At 71.5% G+C, this 14645-nt stretch carries 10 protein-coding genes, 1 tRNA gene and 1 pseudogene; 6 read left to right on the top strand and 6 right to left on the bottom strand.

The window, feature by feature from the left end; all coding sequences use genetic code 11:
- Together AB0D44_RS12680 and AB0D44_RS12675 are read left to right on the top strand one after the other, a co-directional pair.
- Window positions 1–1380, top strand: a pseudogene (locus AB0D44_RS12680) (hypothetical protein); the annotation flags it as partial.
- Between the two features lie 33 nt (window positions 1381–1413).
- Window positions 1414–1875, top strand: coding sequence for a hypothetical protein (locus tag AB0D44_RS12675; RefSeq protein ID WP_362588611.1), 462 nt, complete (start codon window positions 1414–1416; stop codon window positions 1873–1875).
- A gap of 8 nt (window positions 1876–1883) precedes the next feature.
- Here AB0D44_RS12675 and AB0D44_RS12670 read toward each other — a convergent pair whose 3' ends face one another.
- Window positions 1884–2291: a hypothetical protein gene (locus AB0D44_RS12670; RefSeq protein WP_362588608.1), complete on the bottom strand. Its 408-nt coding sequence runs from the start codon at window positions 2289–2291 to the stop codon at window positions 1884–1886.
- Between the two features lie 413 nt (window positions 2292–2704).
- Between AB0D44_RS12670 and AB0D44_RS12665 the strand changes: the two genes are divergently transcribed.
- From AB0D44_RS12665 to AB0D44_RS12650, 4 genes are all read left to right on the top strand, one after another.
- Window positions 2705–3124, top strand: a complete 420-nt coding sequence (locus AB0D44_RS12665; protein ID WP_362588605.1) for a hypothetical protein — start codon at window positions 2705–2707, stop codon at window positions 3122–3124.
- 7 nt (window positions 3125–3131) lie between these two features.
- On the top strand, window positions 3132–3377 hold the full coding sequence (locus tag AB0D44_RS12660) for a hypothetical protein (protein ID WP_362588602.1): 246 nt from the start codon (window positions 3132–3134) through the stop codon (window positions 3375–3377).
- Window positions 3378–3776: 399 nt separating this feature from the next.
- Window positions 3777–4232 carry a helix-turn-helix domain-containing protein gene (locus AB0D44_RS12655; RefSeq protein ID WP_362588599.1) on the top strand — a complete coding sequence of 152 codons (456 nt, stop codon included), beginning with the start codon at window positions 3777–3779 and terminating at the stop codon, window positions 4230–4232.
- Window positions 4233–4236: 4 nt separating this feature from the next.
- Complete coding sequence (locus AB0D44_RS12650) at window positions 4237–4794, top strand: PIN domain-containing protein (protein WP_362588596.1); 558 nt, start codon at window positions 4237–4239, stop codon at window positions 4792–4794.
- Window positions 4795–4931: 137 nt separating this feature from the next.
- On the opposite strand, the gene AB0D44_RS12645 is transcribed toward AB0D44_RS12650, so the two are convergent.
- The 5 genes from AB0D44_RS12645 to topA form a co-directional block, all read right to left on the bottom strand.
- Window positions 4932–5005, bottom strand: a tRNA-Thr gene (locus tag AB0D44_RS12645).
- Window positions 5006–5174: 169 nt separating this feature from the next.
- Entirely contained in the window at window positions 5175–6743 is a 1569-nt protein-coding gene (locus AB0D44_RS12640) for an alpha/beta hydrolase (protein WP_362588594.1), read from the bottom strand.
- Window positions 6744–6985: 242 nt separating this feature from the next.
- On the bottom strand, window positions 6986–8197 hold the full coding sequence (locus AB0D44_RS12635) for a DNA polymerase III subunit delta' (protein WP_362588591.1): 1212 nt from the start codon (window positions 8195–8197) through the stop codon (window positions 6986–6988).
- A 76-nt stretch (window positions 8198–8273) separates the two neighbouring features.
- Complete coding sequence (gene tmk / locus AB0D44_RS12630; RefSeq protein WP_362588589.1) at window positions 8274–11420, bottom strand: dTMP kinase; 3147 nt, start codon at window positions 11418–11420, stop codon at window positions 8274–8276.
- A gap of 299 nt (window positions 11421–11719) precedes the next feature.
- A complete protein-coding gene (gene topA / locus AB0D44_RS12625; protein ID WP_362588586.1) occupies window positions 11720–14542 on the bottom strand; it encodes a type I DNA topoisomerase in 2823 nt (940 codons plus the stop codon).
- Window positions 14543–14645 lie beyond the last annotated feature (103 nt).

Below are 14645 nucleotides of genomic sequence, written 5' to 3'. Positions count from 1 at the left end.
TCCATCCAGCTCCCCAAGGGCACGGCAGTCCCCGACGGCGCGATCAAACTCCCGGACGGCAACATCAAGCTGCCGGAGGGCACGGCCACCCTGCCCCCGGGCACGGTCAAGCTGCCCTTCGACGGCCCGGCGAAGTACCTCGACGGCGACGGCAACTACTACAAGGCAGACGGCAGCCTCCACCAGCACATCGACGAAGCCCCGGTCGAGAAGACCCCGGACACGGCCCCGGCCCCGAAGCCGGACGCGACCCCGGCCCCGAAGCCGGACGCGGACGCCCCCCTGCACGCCACCCCGGCCAGGGTCGAGGCCCCGGACCGTGTCCTGACCTCTGTGGGCGGCCGCGCCGACGACGGCATCCACCTCACCTCCGACCTCTCCCACCCCCTCCACACGGTGGACAACGGCGTGCACGGCACGGGCGCCTTCGACAACACCCCGACCGGCCGCGCAGGCGACCACGGCACCCCCGGCGGCCACGCCCCGGAGAACATGCCGCGCAACGACCTGGACAACACCCCCCGCAGCGGTTCCCGCCCGGACACCCCGACCACGGCCGGTACACACACGGCCGACCGGGGTCCCGGAGCCGCCCACACCGACGGCCCCGGCTCCACGGGCGGCCACGGCGGCGGTCCCGGCGGCACGGGCCACCCGGACGGCCCGTCCACGGGCGGATCCCACCCGGAGACCCCGGGCGCGGGCGGCTTGGACGACGGGGGCCGCACGGCTGACGACGCCGCTCAGGCCTCCGACGAGGCCACCGCACCCGGCGACTCGCCGGAGGCAGGGTCCAAGGACGGCGGGGCGAAGGCGGGCACCGAGAATCCGTATGCGGGGCAAGAGCCCGACTACTCCAGGCCCGCCCTGCTGCCCGCCGACGGTCCGCTCACACTGCGGGACGTCCGCAACACGCGTGACCATGAGCTCCGGTGGCAGCGAGGGGAGGAGTTCCACCGGCAGATGTGGGGTGGTGGCGCCGAGCGGGCGTATCCGGTGCCCATGAACGCCGATCCCCGGTATCCCGTAACGACCCCGGGCGGACGCAAGGTGGATGTGCCCGTGGACCTGCCCGACGGTCGTGTGATCGCGGTGGAGGTCAAGACGTACGGCCCGTACCGCACCATCACGCTGAAGGACGAAACCACTCGTACGATCGTGAACGAGGTCCCGCTCAAGCCTGCGATCAAGGAACAGATCAACAAGGACATCGCTCTGCGGCGGCTTAATCCTGGATATGATCCACGGTGGTCGTTCACGCATGCAGGGCCGTCCGCTGAACTCCGTAAGTACCTCACGGATGCGAAGATAATCTTCCTCGAATACGGCCCCCATCCCAAGCGGGACCAGTGGGACCCGCCGACGAGGCGGAAGAAGTAGATGTGATGCGGGTCGATCGAAAGGTTCTTTGGTATGCCTGACAGGACGCCGGGCGAGATCGATGCGGATCTCGTCGAATGGGGGCGCGGGGCGCATCTGAACGCCGTCAACCTCGGATCCATGCTGGGCATCTCGGCGGAGCAGTACGCGGATGACCCCTTGGTCCTGATGCCCGGTCTGCAGAGCTATGCGGATCGCCTCCCCCTCGCCGAATTCGAGCAGTCGGACTGGATCACGCTCCACACGGACCTGACGTCCTACCTGGGCGACTTGTTGGTGCTTCGCCACGGTGCGGCCTGGACGAAGGTCGCCGACCCGAGTTCGCCGGCCGGTTATCGGTTCTTCGTGGAAGCCCGGGGTCTGGACGGCACGGTTCGCAAGGTGGAGCCCTTCGACGTGGTGATGGAGGAATTCGAGAATCTCCCCATCGAAATCGGGCGCATGATCGCGAACGCGGAAATCGTTCTGGGTGTCGTGCCGTCGGTCAATGACTGACGCTGCTCTTACGACGTCGGCTTCGGAGCGAGCGGCATCCGAACGAGCGTCCCCGATCTGTTGATCAGCATCTCCGGAACGTCGTCTTCGTAGAAACGGACCTGGCCGATGGGACCCTCGGTGTCGGAATGCCAGGCGAGACGTTCCACCAGCGAATCGAAGTCCGGCATGACCTCGGTGTGGATCTCGTACCGTACCGTCAGCGCCCACCCGTTGCCGGTCCGGACGAGCTCCCCCACCCGGACACCGCCGATGCGGACTGCCGGGCCGCGCGATGCGAGCAGGGGATACGCATCGAGTTCCTCGTCCGCCTCCCGCTCCTCTTCACCGAGGTGCCACCGCAGATCGGCGAGCAGGGAAGGCGGCACGGAGTCGCGGAGGTCCAGGGCCAGGTCCACGGCATACAGGTCGCTCATGTCCGCAGCTTAGAAGCACCTCGAGAGCCGGCCCAACTCCACGGTCAGCGGCCTCACCCGAGCCACGGAGCGCCTGACCAAAGCGAGCGGTTGTCCCGGCGAACCGACCGGCCCCGACAGCTCCGCCCCCTCCCTCCTGGCTCTGCGCGCCCCGCGAGCGGCGGCCCACCCGAGTAACTGACTGCCGGCCCTCTGGCTGGCCGTCACCTGCCGTCACCAGACGCGCATGAGACAGCTGGCCTCAAACCCCGAGGTGATCGGGGTCGCCCCACGCAACCTGCTCCAGGTCGTCCCGCATCCGCCGATCAACCTGGTCCACCACTTCGTCCACAAGAACGAGACGGCCTTCGGCCGGGCCCTGGCAGACGCACTGAAGCAGCACAAGGGCCCGGATCCTGGCCACCCTCGCCACCATGGCCGCGCTGGCCGTCTTACCCCCCGCCGAGGCGCACGCGGGCGCCATCGGCTCGACGCCCGTGGCCACCTTCGACTACCAAGTCGGAGGCGTCACGATGAAGGTCCCCACAGGCTGCATGTTCACTCACGTCATCCGTGGTGACGGCAAGAACATCACGTACCAGAACGCCGGCGTCGACTGCGGCTTCGTCGGAGCCCTCAACGCCGGTTTCTGCAACTGGAGCATCGACTTCACCTACGCGGACACCGACAACAAGACCTACCGGACCTCCCGCGGCAAGACCCACACCGAGTGCAAGATCAACCCGATGCGCAACAACGCACCCCAGAAGCTCCCCCGGTACGGCAAAGCTTGCGCCCACCTCCACATCAACGGCACCCGACGGGTCAGCCAGTGCCACCACATCACGAAGTGAGCCGCACATGAGCCCCCAGCCCACCCCTGCGGACCCCGCCTCGGAAGCCAGGCGCCGACGCGCCGGCCTCGCCGCCTTCCTCACCGGCGCCGCCGCGTCCCTCGCCTTCTTCGCCTTCTTCCCCGGCCTCCCCCACGTCATCGACTGGGGCGCCATCACCGTGTCCCTCGCCGTCGGCGGCGTCGCCCGCTGGGCATGGCTGGCCCTCCTCGCGAAGCAGGGCACCCGCAACCGCAGCCGCGCCGGAAAATAGCAAAAGCCCCAGGTCACGGCGAGTGAGTCCTGGGGCTTCTACAGAGCCGCCTTCGGGATTCGAACCCGAGACCTACGCATTACGAGGCCCCCAAAAGATCATCCCGGCTGGTGCCGCTCCGGGCCGCAAAATCCCGTTTCCCCAGTTCAGCGACCTACGCCCCTGAACCCACGTGCCGCCCAGTCCACCCTGCGCTGTCCAGTCCGCTCACGCACCGCTCACGCGTCATCGAGCCGCATATTCCGGTCGCGCCGAGGTCCCGCCACGCAGCCGGAGAGGATCACGGGGGATTCACTCCTACATCACCTCGAAGCGGGTTGCGATAATTTCGATTGCTGCGGATAATGCGAATAGGGCGGCGTTCGGGCGCCCGCTCCGCCACAGGAAGGGACGGACACGATGAGCACGTCGACCGCTCGGCCCACTCCCCCATCCGGGGCGAACGCCGACTTCGCTGCGCGCGCACTCAAGCCGGTGAAGCGGTCGCTCGCGCGCTCGCCGCACGCGGAACGGATCCGGTTCCGGATCGAGGACGGCACGGCCGACCTCGAGTTGCCACGCGAGGCCGTGGAACTGCTGGCGACGGTACTGAGCCACATGGCCGCTGGACGCGCTGTCTCCATCGTTCCCGAGCACGCAGAGCTGACCACACAGCAAGCCGCTGACATGTTGAACGTCTCCCGGCCGTTCCTGATCGGACTACTGGAGGCGGGTGAGATCGACTACCGGAGGGTCGGCACCCATCGCCGGATCAAGGCGCAGTCCCTACTTGAGTACCAGCGCCAGGACGATCGGAATCGCCGGGCAGCAGCAGACGAACTCACATCCCTGAACCAGGAGATGGGGCTGATCTGATCCCGTGGCCTTCATCGTCGTCTACGACGCCTGCGTTCTGTACCCGAGCACGCTGCGCGACCTTCTGATCCGCATAGCCCAGGCAGGGCTCGTGCAGGCGAAGTGGACGGATCGGATCCTGGACGAAGTCTTCACGAACCTCCAGGCCAACAGGCCAGAGCTCGATCCGACAAAGCTGACCCGGACGCGCGAGTTGATGATGCGCGCCGTACGGGACTGCCTCGTCAAGGACTACGAACCGCTGGAGTCGGTTCTGCAACTGCCAGACACAGACGACCGCCATGTACTTGCCGCCGCTATCAAGTCGCGAGCTCAGCTCATCGTGACCAACAACCTCAAGGACTTCCCCGAAGAGACGCTGGCAGCATGGAACGTCGAGGCCGTCTCTGCAGACGACTTCGTTCTGGCCCAGGTCGATCTCGATCGACAGCGGGTCTTTGCCGCCGTCCAACAGATCGCCGACTCCTGGCGAAACCCACCTGGCACCGCGGGCGATGTGCTCGACCGCCTGGAGCGGGACGGCCTCCTGGAGTCGGCGGCCGCTCTACGCGCCGGCCGGTGATCGCGAGCAGGTTCCCCGATCCGGCGCTCGCGCACGCTCACGCACAGAGTGAAGAGTCCCAGCGCCCACCTGCCCTGAAACATCCCACGAAAGCAAAAGCCCCAGGTCACGGCGAGTGAGTCCTGGGGCTTCTACAGAGCCGCCTTCGGGATTCGAACCCGAGACCTACGCATTACGAGTGCGTTGCTCTGGCCAACTGAGCTAAGGCGGCACCGCTGGTCAGACAAGTATTCCCTCGAAGAGGTGCTCTCATCAGCAGCGGCGCCAAGTCTACAGGGTGTCGGGGGGTGCCCTGAACCAGGTTGTGAAGCCCGGGGACGGACGTCACATAGCGGGATGAATCGACCAGGGCCCCGACGCCGGCCAGCCGCGGGCGCGGCTCAGCACTTCTTGCCGTCCGCCGGGGCCTCGCCCTCCAGCAGGTACCGGTTGATCGCGGTGTCGATGCAGTCGCTGCCGCGCCCGTAAGCCGTGTGGCCGTCGCCGTCGTACGTGAGCAGGGTGCCGGACTCCAGCTGGCCCGCCAGGGCCTGGGCCCACTTGTACGGGGTCGCCGGGTCGCGGGTGGTGCCGACGACCAGGATCGGCGGGGCGCCCTTCGCCGTCAGCGGCTTCGCCGTGCCCGTGGCCTTCACCGGCCAGTACGTGCAGTTGAGCGAAGCCCAGGCCAAGCCCGCACCGAAGACCGGGGAGGCCTTCTCGAAGGAGGGCAGGGCGGCTGCGACCGAGTCCGGGCCGGTGAAGGCCGGCGGCTGGTCCAGGCAGTTCACGGCGGCGTTCGCGGCCATCAGGTTGGCGTACTTGCCGTCCGGCGAGCGCTCGTAATAGCCGTCGGCCAGGCTCAGGAGGCCCGCCCCGTCGCCGTCCATGGCCGCGGCGAGGGCGTCGCGCAGCTGCGGCCAGGCGCTCTCGTCGTACAGCGCCGCGATCACCCCGGTGGTCGCCAGGGCCTCGCCCAGCGGCCTGGCAGACTCACCGGTGGGCACCGGCCGGGCGTCGAGCTTGCGGAAGAATTCCTTCAGGCGGGCCGCCACCTCGTCCGGAGTGCCCTTGCCGAGCGGGCAGTCGGCCTGCTCGGCGCAGTCCTTCGCGAAGGCGGTGAAGGCCGTCTCGAAGCCCGCCGTCTGGTCCCGGTTCAGGTCGACCGCCGGGCGGGTGGGGTCCATCGCGCCGTCCAGCACCAGCCGCCCGACCCGGTCCGGGAAGAGGTCCGCGTACGTCGCCCCGAGGAAGGTGCCGTACGAGGCGCCGACGTACGTGAGCTTCTCGTCGCCGAGCACCGCGCGCAGCAGGTCCATGTCGCGGGCGGCGTCCACGGTGGCGACGTGCGGCAGGATCCGTTGCGAGCGTGCCTGGCAGCCGGCCGCGAACTCCTTGAAGGCCGCCACCAGCTGCCCCCGCTCGGCGGCGTCGTCCGGGGTCTGGTCCACCTGCGTGTACTTGTCCATCGCCGGGCCGGTCAGGCACTCGACGGGGCTGCTGCGGTCCACCCCGCGCGGATCGAAGGAGACCATGTCGTACAGGGCGCGGACGGGCGCGGGATAGCCGATCCCCGCGTACGCCTGGAGGTACCCGATGCCGGATCCGCCCGGGCCGCCCGGGTTGACCACCAGGGAACCGAGCCGCTTGCCCGGGCCGCCCGCCGGGCGGCGGGACACGGCGATGTCGACGTCCTGGCCGGAGCCCGGGTTCGCGTAGTCCAGCGGGGCCTTCATCGTGGAGCACTGGAACCCGGGGACACCGCAGTCGCGCCAGGTCAGCTTCTGCTCGTAGTACGGGCGCAGCGCCGCCGCGTCGGGGGACGGCTGCCCCGACGGCGAAGCGGACCCCCCTCCGGAGGACGCGGAGGCCTTGGGGCCTGCCGACCCGCCGGAGGTGCATCCGACGAGCAGCAGCCCGGCGGCCGCGATCACGGTCCCGGTGGTACGCAGCAGGCGACTGGTGTCCATCCTCGGAGCCTACGTCCTGCCGACCGGGACCAGGCCACCGCCGATCACCGGGCGCTTCCACCCCGTCCGTGGCCGCCGGCGGGCGCGGCACGGACCGGGAAGCGCCCGGCACCGTTCAGGGCCGGGCGGCCGGTCCGCCCGTACGGGTGAGCCGGTCAACCCGGCGTGGACGCCGCGGACCGGTCAACCCGCGCATCGGCCCCGCATCGGCCCGCGCATCGGCCCGCACGTCAAGGCGCGCATCAGCCCGCGCGCAGGGACATCGTCATCGCCTCGACCGCGAGCAGGGGCGCCACGTTGCGGTCCAGGGCCTCGCGGCAGGCGATGATCGCCTCGATCCGGCGCAGGGTTCGCTCGGGGCCCGAGGCGCGGGCGATCCGGTCGAGGTCCGGGCGTATCTCATCATTGGCGATGGCCACGGACGAGCCGAGCTGCAGGGCCAGCACATCCCGGTAGAAACCGGTGAGGTCGGTCAGCGCCAGGTCCAGGCTGTCGCGCTGGGTGCGGGTGCGGCGGCGCTTCTGCCGGTCCTCCAGCTCCTTCATCACGCCCGCCGTACCGCGCGGCATCCGGCTGCCGGCGCCCGCCTGGGCACCGAGCGCGGCCCTCAGCTCCTCGGTCTCCTTGGTGTCGACCTCCTCCGCGACCTGCTTGGCGTCCTCGGCGGCGGCTTCGACCAGCTCCTGCGCGGCCTTGAGGCAGCCACCCACGTCGTCGACGCGGAGGGGCAGCTTGAGGACGGTCGCCCGGCGCGAGCGGGCGGCCTCGTCGGTCGCGAGCCTGCGGGCCCGCCCGATGTGCCCCTGGGTGGCGCGGGCGGCGGCCTCGGCGACGGCGGGCTCGATGCCGTCGCGCCGCACGAGCACCTCGGCCACGGCGTGGACCGGCGGGGTGCGCAGGATCAGGTGCCGGCAGCGGGAGCGGATCGTGGGCAGGACGTCCTCCAGCGAGGGCGCGCACAGCAGCCACACCGTCCGCGGAGCGGGCTCCTCCACGGCCTTGAGGATCACGTTCCCCGCGCCCTCGGTGAGCCGGTCGGCGTCCTCCAGGACGATGACCTGCCAGCGGCCCACGGCCGGGGAGAGCTGGGCGCGGCGCACCAGTTCGCGGGTCTCCTTCACACCGATCGACAGCAGATCGGTGCGCACGATCTCCACATCGGCGTGCGTGCCGACGACGGTGGTGTGGCAGCCGTCGCAGAACCCGCAGCCCGGCTCGCCCCCGAGGGCCCGGTCAGGGCTGGTGCACTGCAGGGCGGCCGCGAAGGCGCGGGCGGCGGTGGAGCGCCCCGAGCCGGGCGGGCCGGTGAACAGCCAGGCGTGGGTCATCCTGGACGCGGCGGGCGGCGGCGTCCCGTCCGTGATGGCCGTGACCAGGCCGTCCGCATCGCGGGCGGCGGCGGCGAGCTGCTTTTGGACCCGCTCCTGTCCCACCAGGTCGTCCCATACGGGCATCCCGCCCACCACCTTTCACTTCACTCTGCGTGCACCCATTGTGGCGCGCGGCACTGACAATCCGGTCCCGCCCGGGTCAGCGCCCTCGGCGCGATCCCCGCTCGTCGTCCTCGCCGTGCTCGTCCTCGCGGTGGCGGCCCAGCAGCTCGTCCGCCAGCGTCGGCAGGTCGTCCAGCGGGGTCTCCTCGGCCCAGTCCGAACGCGCCCGGCGCGGGCGACCGTCCTCGCCGAGGACGGGGAGCTCGCGCGTACGGTCCTCGCCGGAAGCGCCCGCGCTGCTGCCGGAGTCCCGGAAGATGCCCGGCGGCACCCGGTCGGCCGGGTTCTCCTCGGGGCGCCGGGCCGTGGGCCGCGAGGCCTGCGGGCGCACGGGGGGCAGTACGGCCGTCTCGTCGGTCGGCCGCACCGGCGGCTTCGTCGTGTCGACCTTGGGGACGGGCACGGTCTGCGTGATGTCGTCCGGCTGGACGACCCGCCGGAGCGCCGGGGTCTCGAGCGTCACCGCGTCGTCCGGATGCGGCCCGTCCTGCTCCGTCTTACGGACCGGTGCGGCGGGGGCCTGAGCAGCCGAAGCCTGCGCCGCAGTAGCCGCCGCGGCCTGCGCCGCAGAAGCCGCCGCGGCCGCCGATGCCTCGGCCGCGGCCTCGGCGGCCGCTGCCGCCGCGAGCCGGCGCGCTTCCTCGGCCTTCAGCAGGGCCTCTTCGGCCCGGCGCTGCTTCTCCAGCCGCCGCTCCTCGGCCTCGGCCCGCAGCCGGGCCTCCTCCTCCGCCTGCCGGCGCAGCCGCTCCTGCTCGGCCGCCCGCGCCCGCTCCTCGGCCTCCGCGCGCAGCCGCTCGGCCTCGGCGCGGGCCCGTGCCTCTTCCTCGGCGCGGATCCGCTCCTCCTCCGCCTTGCGGGCGGCCTCGGCCTCGGCCTTGACCCGGGCGGCCTCGGCCTCCCGTGCGAGGCGGGCCTCCTCCTCGGCCTTGAGCCGGGCTTCCTCCGCCTTGCGCGCGGCCTCTTCCTCCGCCTTGCGCCGCGCCTCCTCCTCGGCGAGCCGCCGGGCCTCCGCCTGGGCGGCCACCTCGGCCTCGGAGAGCGGGAGCATCCGGTCCAGCCGGTGGCGTACGACGGTGGTCACCGAGTCCGGATCCTGGCCCGCATCGACCACCAGGTAGCGCCCCGGGTCGGACGCGGCCAGCGTCAGGAACCCGGACCGCACCCGCTGGTGGAACTCCGCCGGCTCCGACTCCAGCCGGTCCGGGGCCTCCGTGAACCGCTCGCGCGCCGCCTCCGGCGACACGTCGAGGAGCACGGTCAGGTTGGGGACGAGCCCGTCGGTGGCCCACCGCGAGATCCGCGCGATCTCCGTCGGGGACAGGTCGCGCCCGGCGCCCTGGTAGGCCACGGAGGAGTCGATGTAGCGGTCGGAGATGACCACCGCGCCGCGCTCCAGGGCCGGACGCACCACCGTGTCCACGTGCTCCGCGCGGTCGGCGGCGTACAGCAGTGCCTCGGCGCGGTTCGACAGACCGGCCGAGGAGATGTCGAGCAGGATCGAACGGAGCCGCTTGCCGACCGGTGTGGCCCCCGGCTCGCGGGTCACGACGACCTCGTGGCCCTTGCCCCGTATCCAGTCGGCCAGCGCCTGCACCTGGGTGGACTTGCCGGCGCCGTCGCCGCCCTCCAGGGCGATGAAGAACCCGGTGCCGGACGGCGCCTGCACCGGCTCCCCGCCGCGCAGCGCCTCGCGCAGGTCGCGCCGCAGGGGTACGCCGGTGCGGTCGTCGGCCTTGGCCAGGACCACCGCGGCGACCGGCAGCAGCAGGGCGCCGACCAGCATCAGCGTGAAGGCGGCGCCGCCGTGTGCGAAGACGACCTCGCCCCCGCCCAGCCGGTGCGGCCCGATCATCGCGGCCAGCACGGGTGCGGCGAGGGCGCCGAGCGCCACGGCCACCCGCACGACCGCCTGCAGGTGCTCGGTGATCCGGGCCCGGCGGAACTCCTCGGTCTCCTGGTCCAGCAGCGCGTGGCCGGTGTGCGCGGCGACACCCGCGGCGACGCCGGCGAGCAGCGACAGGAACAGCACGGTCGCCGTGTCCGGGACCAGCCCGGTGAGCAGCAGCGCGAGACCCGCGACCGCTATGGCCAAGGCCAGCAGACGGCGCCGGGACAGGGCGGGCAGTACCTTGCCGGCCTGGGTGGCCCGGATGCCGGCGGCGGTGCCGCCGACCAGCGCGAGGACGAACAGGGCGAAGGCGGCCGGGCCGCCGCCGAGGTCGAAGGCGTGCAGGACGGCCACGGCCACGGCGCAGGACACCGCACCGGCGACCGCCGCGCAGGCCAGGACCAGCAGCGGGATCGCGCCGGTACGGCCCTTGTCCGGCCGGTCCCCCGCCTTGGGGGCGCGCAGGCCCTCCAGCGGCGAACGGGGCCGCGGGGTCTTCGCCCCAGGCAGCACCAGCGGCAGCAGCAGTGAGACGGACGCCGCGAAGAGGCCGGAGGCCACGTACGAGCCGAGCGCGGCCTGGTTCGCGGCGAACCAGTCGATGCCGAGCGCGAGGGCCTTGCCGACGAGGGTGGCGGCGAGCAGCGCGGCCGCGGCGATCGGGAGCGCCGCGAAGGACGTGCGCAGCGTCAGCCGCCGCAGCGCGTCCATGTGGTCCGGGAGCGGCCGTACGGTCGCCCCCTCGGGCGGCGGCGCCGGCAGCAGGGCGGGGGCGGCGCTCTCCTTGGCCAGGGTCCACACCCGCTCGGCTGCGCCGGCGACGAAGACGGTGACCAGCAGGGCGGTGAGCGCGTGGGCCGGGATCCAGTCGAGCCACAGCGGGGCGACGACGAAGAGCCCGAGCCGGAGCCCGTCGGCGCCGATCATCGTCCAGCGGCGGTCCAGCTTGCCGCCGGGGGCGAGCAGACCGGACAGCGGGCCCAGCAGGACCGCGCCGAAGAACAGGGTCGCGAGGATACGGACGCCGAAGACGACGGCCACGGCGAGGGCCGCGCCGCGGTAGCCGCCGCCGAAGGCCTCTTCCGTGACGGCCGCCTGGAGGGCCAGCAGCACCAGCGCCAGCAGGGCGAGGGCATCTCCGATGCCGCTCACCAACTGGGCGCTCCACAGCCGGCGCAGCCTTGGGGTGCGCAGCAGTGCGCGCACCGCACGCTCGCGGGAATCCGCGGCTAGGGCTTCGTCGTAGGTGGGGTTCGCGGGGGCGGTCACGACCGTCGGCTGCTCGGCTCGCGTCATCCGCCCAGCCTATCCGCTGCGCTTGGCGGGTGCGGAGGCCTGTGGACAAGGTCCGCTGTGACCCCGGACCCACCTCTCCCCCGGGCTCCCGGCGCCCGCTCCCGGACCCGGCGCGGCCCAGACGGGCGGCGCCGTTGCGGCAGCTCTGCCCCGAGGCCCCTCGCCTCGAACGCAGGCGAGGCCGGACGTGCCGCCCGGCGCCCCACGAGGACAGGGCCCCACGAGGACAGGGACAGGGCCCCGTGCGCTTTCGCACGGAGCCCTGTTCCGGAGCCGTCGGGGCTACTCGTCCGTCGGGGCTACTCGTCCGTCGGGGCGGCTGCCGCCGCCTTCTTCGCCACTGTCTTCTTGGCCGTCGTCTTCTTCGCCGCGGCGGTCGTCTTCTTGGCCGCCGTCGTCTTCTTCGCGGCAGCGGTCTTCGCCGCCGTCGCCTTCTTCGCCGGGGCCTTCTTGGCCGGGGCCTTCTTCGCCGTCTTCTTGGCCGGACCCTTCGCCCGCTTCTCGGCGAGCAGCTCGTAGCCCCGCTCCGGCGTGATCGTCTCGACGTCGTCGTCCCGCCGCAGCGTCGCGTTCGTCTCGCCGTCCGTCACGTACGGCCCGAAGCGGCCGTCCTTGACCACCACCGGCTTCTCGCTGACCGGGTCCGTGCCCAGCTCCTTCAGCGGGGGCTTGGCCGCGGCCCGGCCCCGCTGCTTGGGCTGTGCGTAGATGGCCAGCGCCTCGTCCAGCGTGATCGAGAACAGCTGGTCCTCGGTCTCCAGCGACCGCGAGTCCGTGCCCTTCTTCAGGTACGGGCCGTAGCGGCCGTTCTGGGCCGTGATCTCCACGCCTTCCGCGTCCACGCCGACCACCCGCGGCAGCGACATCAGCTTCAGCGCGTCGTCGAGCGTGACCGTGTCCAGGCTCATGGACTTGAAGAGCGAGGCCGTCCGCGGCTTGACCGCGTTCTTGCCCGTCTTCGGCGTGCCCTCGGGAAGGATCTCCGTCACGTACGGCCCGTAGCGGCCGTCCTTGGCGACGATCTGGTTCCCGCTGACCGGGTCCTTGCCGAGCTCGAACTCGCCGCTCGGCTTGGCGAAGAGCTCCTCCGCGTACGCGACCGTCAGCTCGTCCGGAGCCATGTCGTCCGGCACGTCGGCCCGCTGGTGGCCCTCCGCGTCCTTCTCGCCCCGCTCCACGTACGGCCCGTAGCGGCCGACCCGCAGCACGATGCCCTCGCCGACCGGGAAGGAGGAGATCTCGCGGGCGTCGATCGCGCCCAGGTCCGTGACCAGCTCCTTCAGACCGCCGAGGTGGTCCCCGTCGGCGGGCACGACCTCGGTCGCGTCCTCCGAGCCGAAGTAGAAGCGCTTCAGCCACGGCACGGACTGGGCCTCGCCGCGCGCGATGCGGTCGAGGTCGTCCTCCATCTTCGCGGTGAAGTCGTAGTCGACCAGGCGGCCGAAGTGCGTCTCCAGCAGGTTCACCACGGCGAACGACAGGAAGGACGGCACGAGCGCCGTGCCCTTCTTGAAGACGTAGCCGCGGTCGAGGATCGTGCCGATGATCGACGCGTACGTCGACGGGCGGCCGATCTCGCGCTCTTCCAGCTCCTTGACCAGCGAGGCCTCGGTGTAGCGGGCCGGCGGCTTGGTCGAGTGGCCGTCCGCCGTGATCTCCTCGGCGGCGAGCGCGTCGCCCTCCGCGACCTGCGGCAGGCGCTTCTCGCGGTCGTCGAGCTCGGCGTTCGGGTCGTCCGCACCCTCGACGTAGGCCTTCATGAAGCCGTGGAAGGTGATCGTCTTGCCGGAGGCGGTGAACTCGGCGTCCCGCCCGTCGGCCGCACGACCGCCGATCTTCACGGTGACGCTGTTGCCGACCGCGTCCTTCATCTGGGAGGCGACGGTCCGCTTCCAGATGAGCTCGTAGAGGCGGAACTGGTCGCCGGACAGGCCGGTCTCGGCCGGGGTGCGGAAACGATCACCCGAGGGCCGGATCGCCTCGTGCGCCTCCTGCGCGTTCTTGACCTTGCCCGCGTAGACACGCGGCTTCTCCGGCAGGTAGTCGGCCCCGTAGAGCTGGGTGACCTGCGCCCGCGCCGCCGACACCGCGGTGTCCGACAGCGTGGTGGAGTCCGTACGCATGTAGGTGATGAAGCCGTTCTCGTACAGCTTCTGCGCCACCTGCATGGTCGCCTTCGCACCGAAGCCCAGCTTGCGCGAGGCCTCCTGCTGGAGCGTGGTCGTGCGGAACGGGGCGTACGGGGAGCGGCGGTACGGCTTGGACTCGACCGAGCGGACGGCGAACGAGGTGTCCGCCAGCGCGGCGGCGAGCGCCCGCGCACCTGCCTCGTCGAGGTGCAGCACCTCGCTCTTGAGCTGCCCGTTCGAGCCGAAGTCGCGACCCTGGGCGACGCGCTTGCCGTCCACCGTGTTCAGGCGGGCGACCAGCGTCGAGGGGTCGGACGCGTCACCGGTGCGCCCGGTGGCGAAGGTTCCGGTCAGGTCCCAGTACTCGGCGGACCGGAAGGCGATGCGCTCGCGCTCCCGCTCGACGACGAGGCGGGTGGCCACCGACTGGACGCGCCCGGCCGACAGCCGCGGCATGACCTTCTTCCACAGGACCGGCGAGACCTCGTAGCCGTAGAGGCGGTCGAGGATGCGGCGGGTTTCCTGGGCGTCGACCATGCGCTGGTTGAGCTCGCGCGGGTTGGCGACGGCGTCGCGGATCGCGTCCTTGGTGATCTCGTGGAAGACCATCCGGTGGACGGGGACCTTGGGCTTGAGGACTTCCTGCAGGTGCCACGCGATGGCTTCGCCCTCGCGGTCCTCATCGGTGGCGAGGAAGAGTTCGTCGGACTCGGCCAGCAGCTCCTTGAGCTTCCTGACCTGGGCCTTCTTGTCCGCGTTGACGACGTAGATCGGCTGGAAGTCGTGCTCGACGTCCACACCGAGGCGACGGACCTCGCCGGTGTACTTGTCGGGAACCTCGGCCGCGCCGTTCGGGAGGTCGCGGATGTGCCCGACGCTCGCCTCGACGACGTATCCCGGGCCGAGGTAGCCCTTGATCGTCTTCGCCTTGGCAGGGGACTCGACGATGACGAGTCGGCGGCCGCCCTTTGCGGTCTCGCTAGTCGGGGACAACTTGGCTCTTCTCTCCGGTCGGCACTCGGTCGCAGTACGGCGACGCTGCGGAGTGTGACGGTACAACCCGCCCCCGTGTCAAACGGCACAAGCCCGCAACGGC

Source organism: Streptomyces sp. NPDC048349 (assembly GCF_040651925.1).
Lineage (GTDB): Bacteria > Actinomycetota > Actinomycetes > Streptomycetales > Streptomycetaceae > Streptomyces.
Note: the sequence above shows the minus strand (reverse complement) of the source record. Positions and strands in the feature narration are given on the sequence as shown.

Excerpts from the sequence above, each read along its gene's own strand:
- AB0D44_RS12655 (WP_362588599.1), top strand. The coding sequence starts at position 3,777 with ATGAGCACGTCGACCGCTCGGCCCACTCCCCCATCCGGGGCGAACGCC.
- AB0D44_RS12660 (WP_362588602.1), top strand. The coding sequence starts at position 3,132 with ATGAGCCCCCAGCCCACCCCTGCGGACCCCGCCTCGGAAGCCAGGCGC.
- AB0D44_RS12670 (WP_362588608.1), bottom strand. The coding sequence starts at position 2,291 with ATGAGCGACCTGTATGCCGTGGACCTGGCCCTGGACCTCCGCGACTCC.
- AB0D44_RS12675 (WP_362588611.1), top strand. The coding sequence starts at position 1,414 with ATGCCTGACAGGACGCCGGGCGAGATCGATGCGGATCTCGTCGAATGG.
- AB0D44_RS12640 (WP_362588594.1), bottom strand. The coding sequence starts at position 6,743 with ATGGACACCAGTCGCCTGCTGCGTACCACCGGGACCGTGATCGCGGCC.
- AB0D44_RS12635 (WP_362588591.1), bottom strand. The coding sequence starts at position 8,197 with ATGCCCGTATGGGACGACCTGGTGGGACAGGAGCGGGTCCAAAAGCAG.
- tmk (WP_362588589.1), bottom strand. The coding sequence starts at position 11,420 with ATGACGCGAGCCGAGCAGCCGACGGTCGTGACCGCCCCCGCGAACCCC.
- AB0D44_RS12665 (WP_362588605.1), top strand. The coding sequence starts at position 2,705 with ATGGCCGCGCTGGCCGTCTTACCCCCCGCCGAGGCGCACGCGGGCGCC.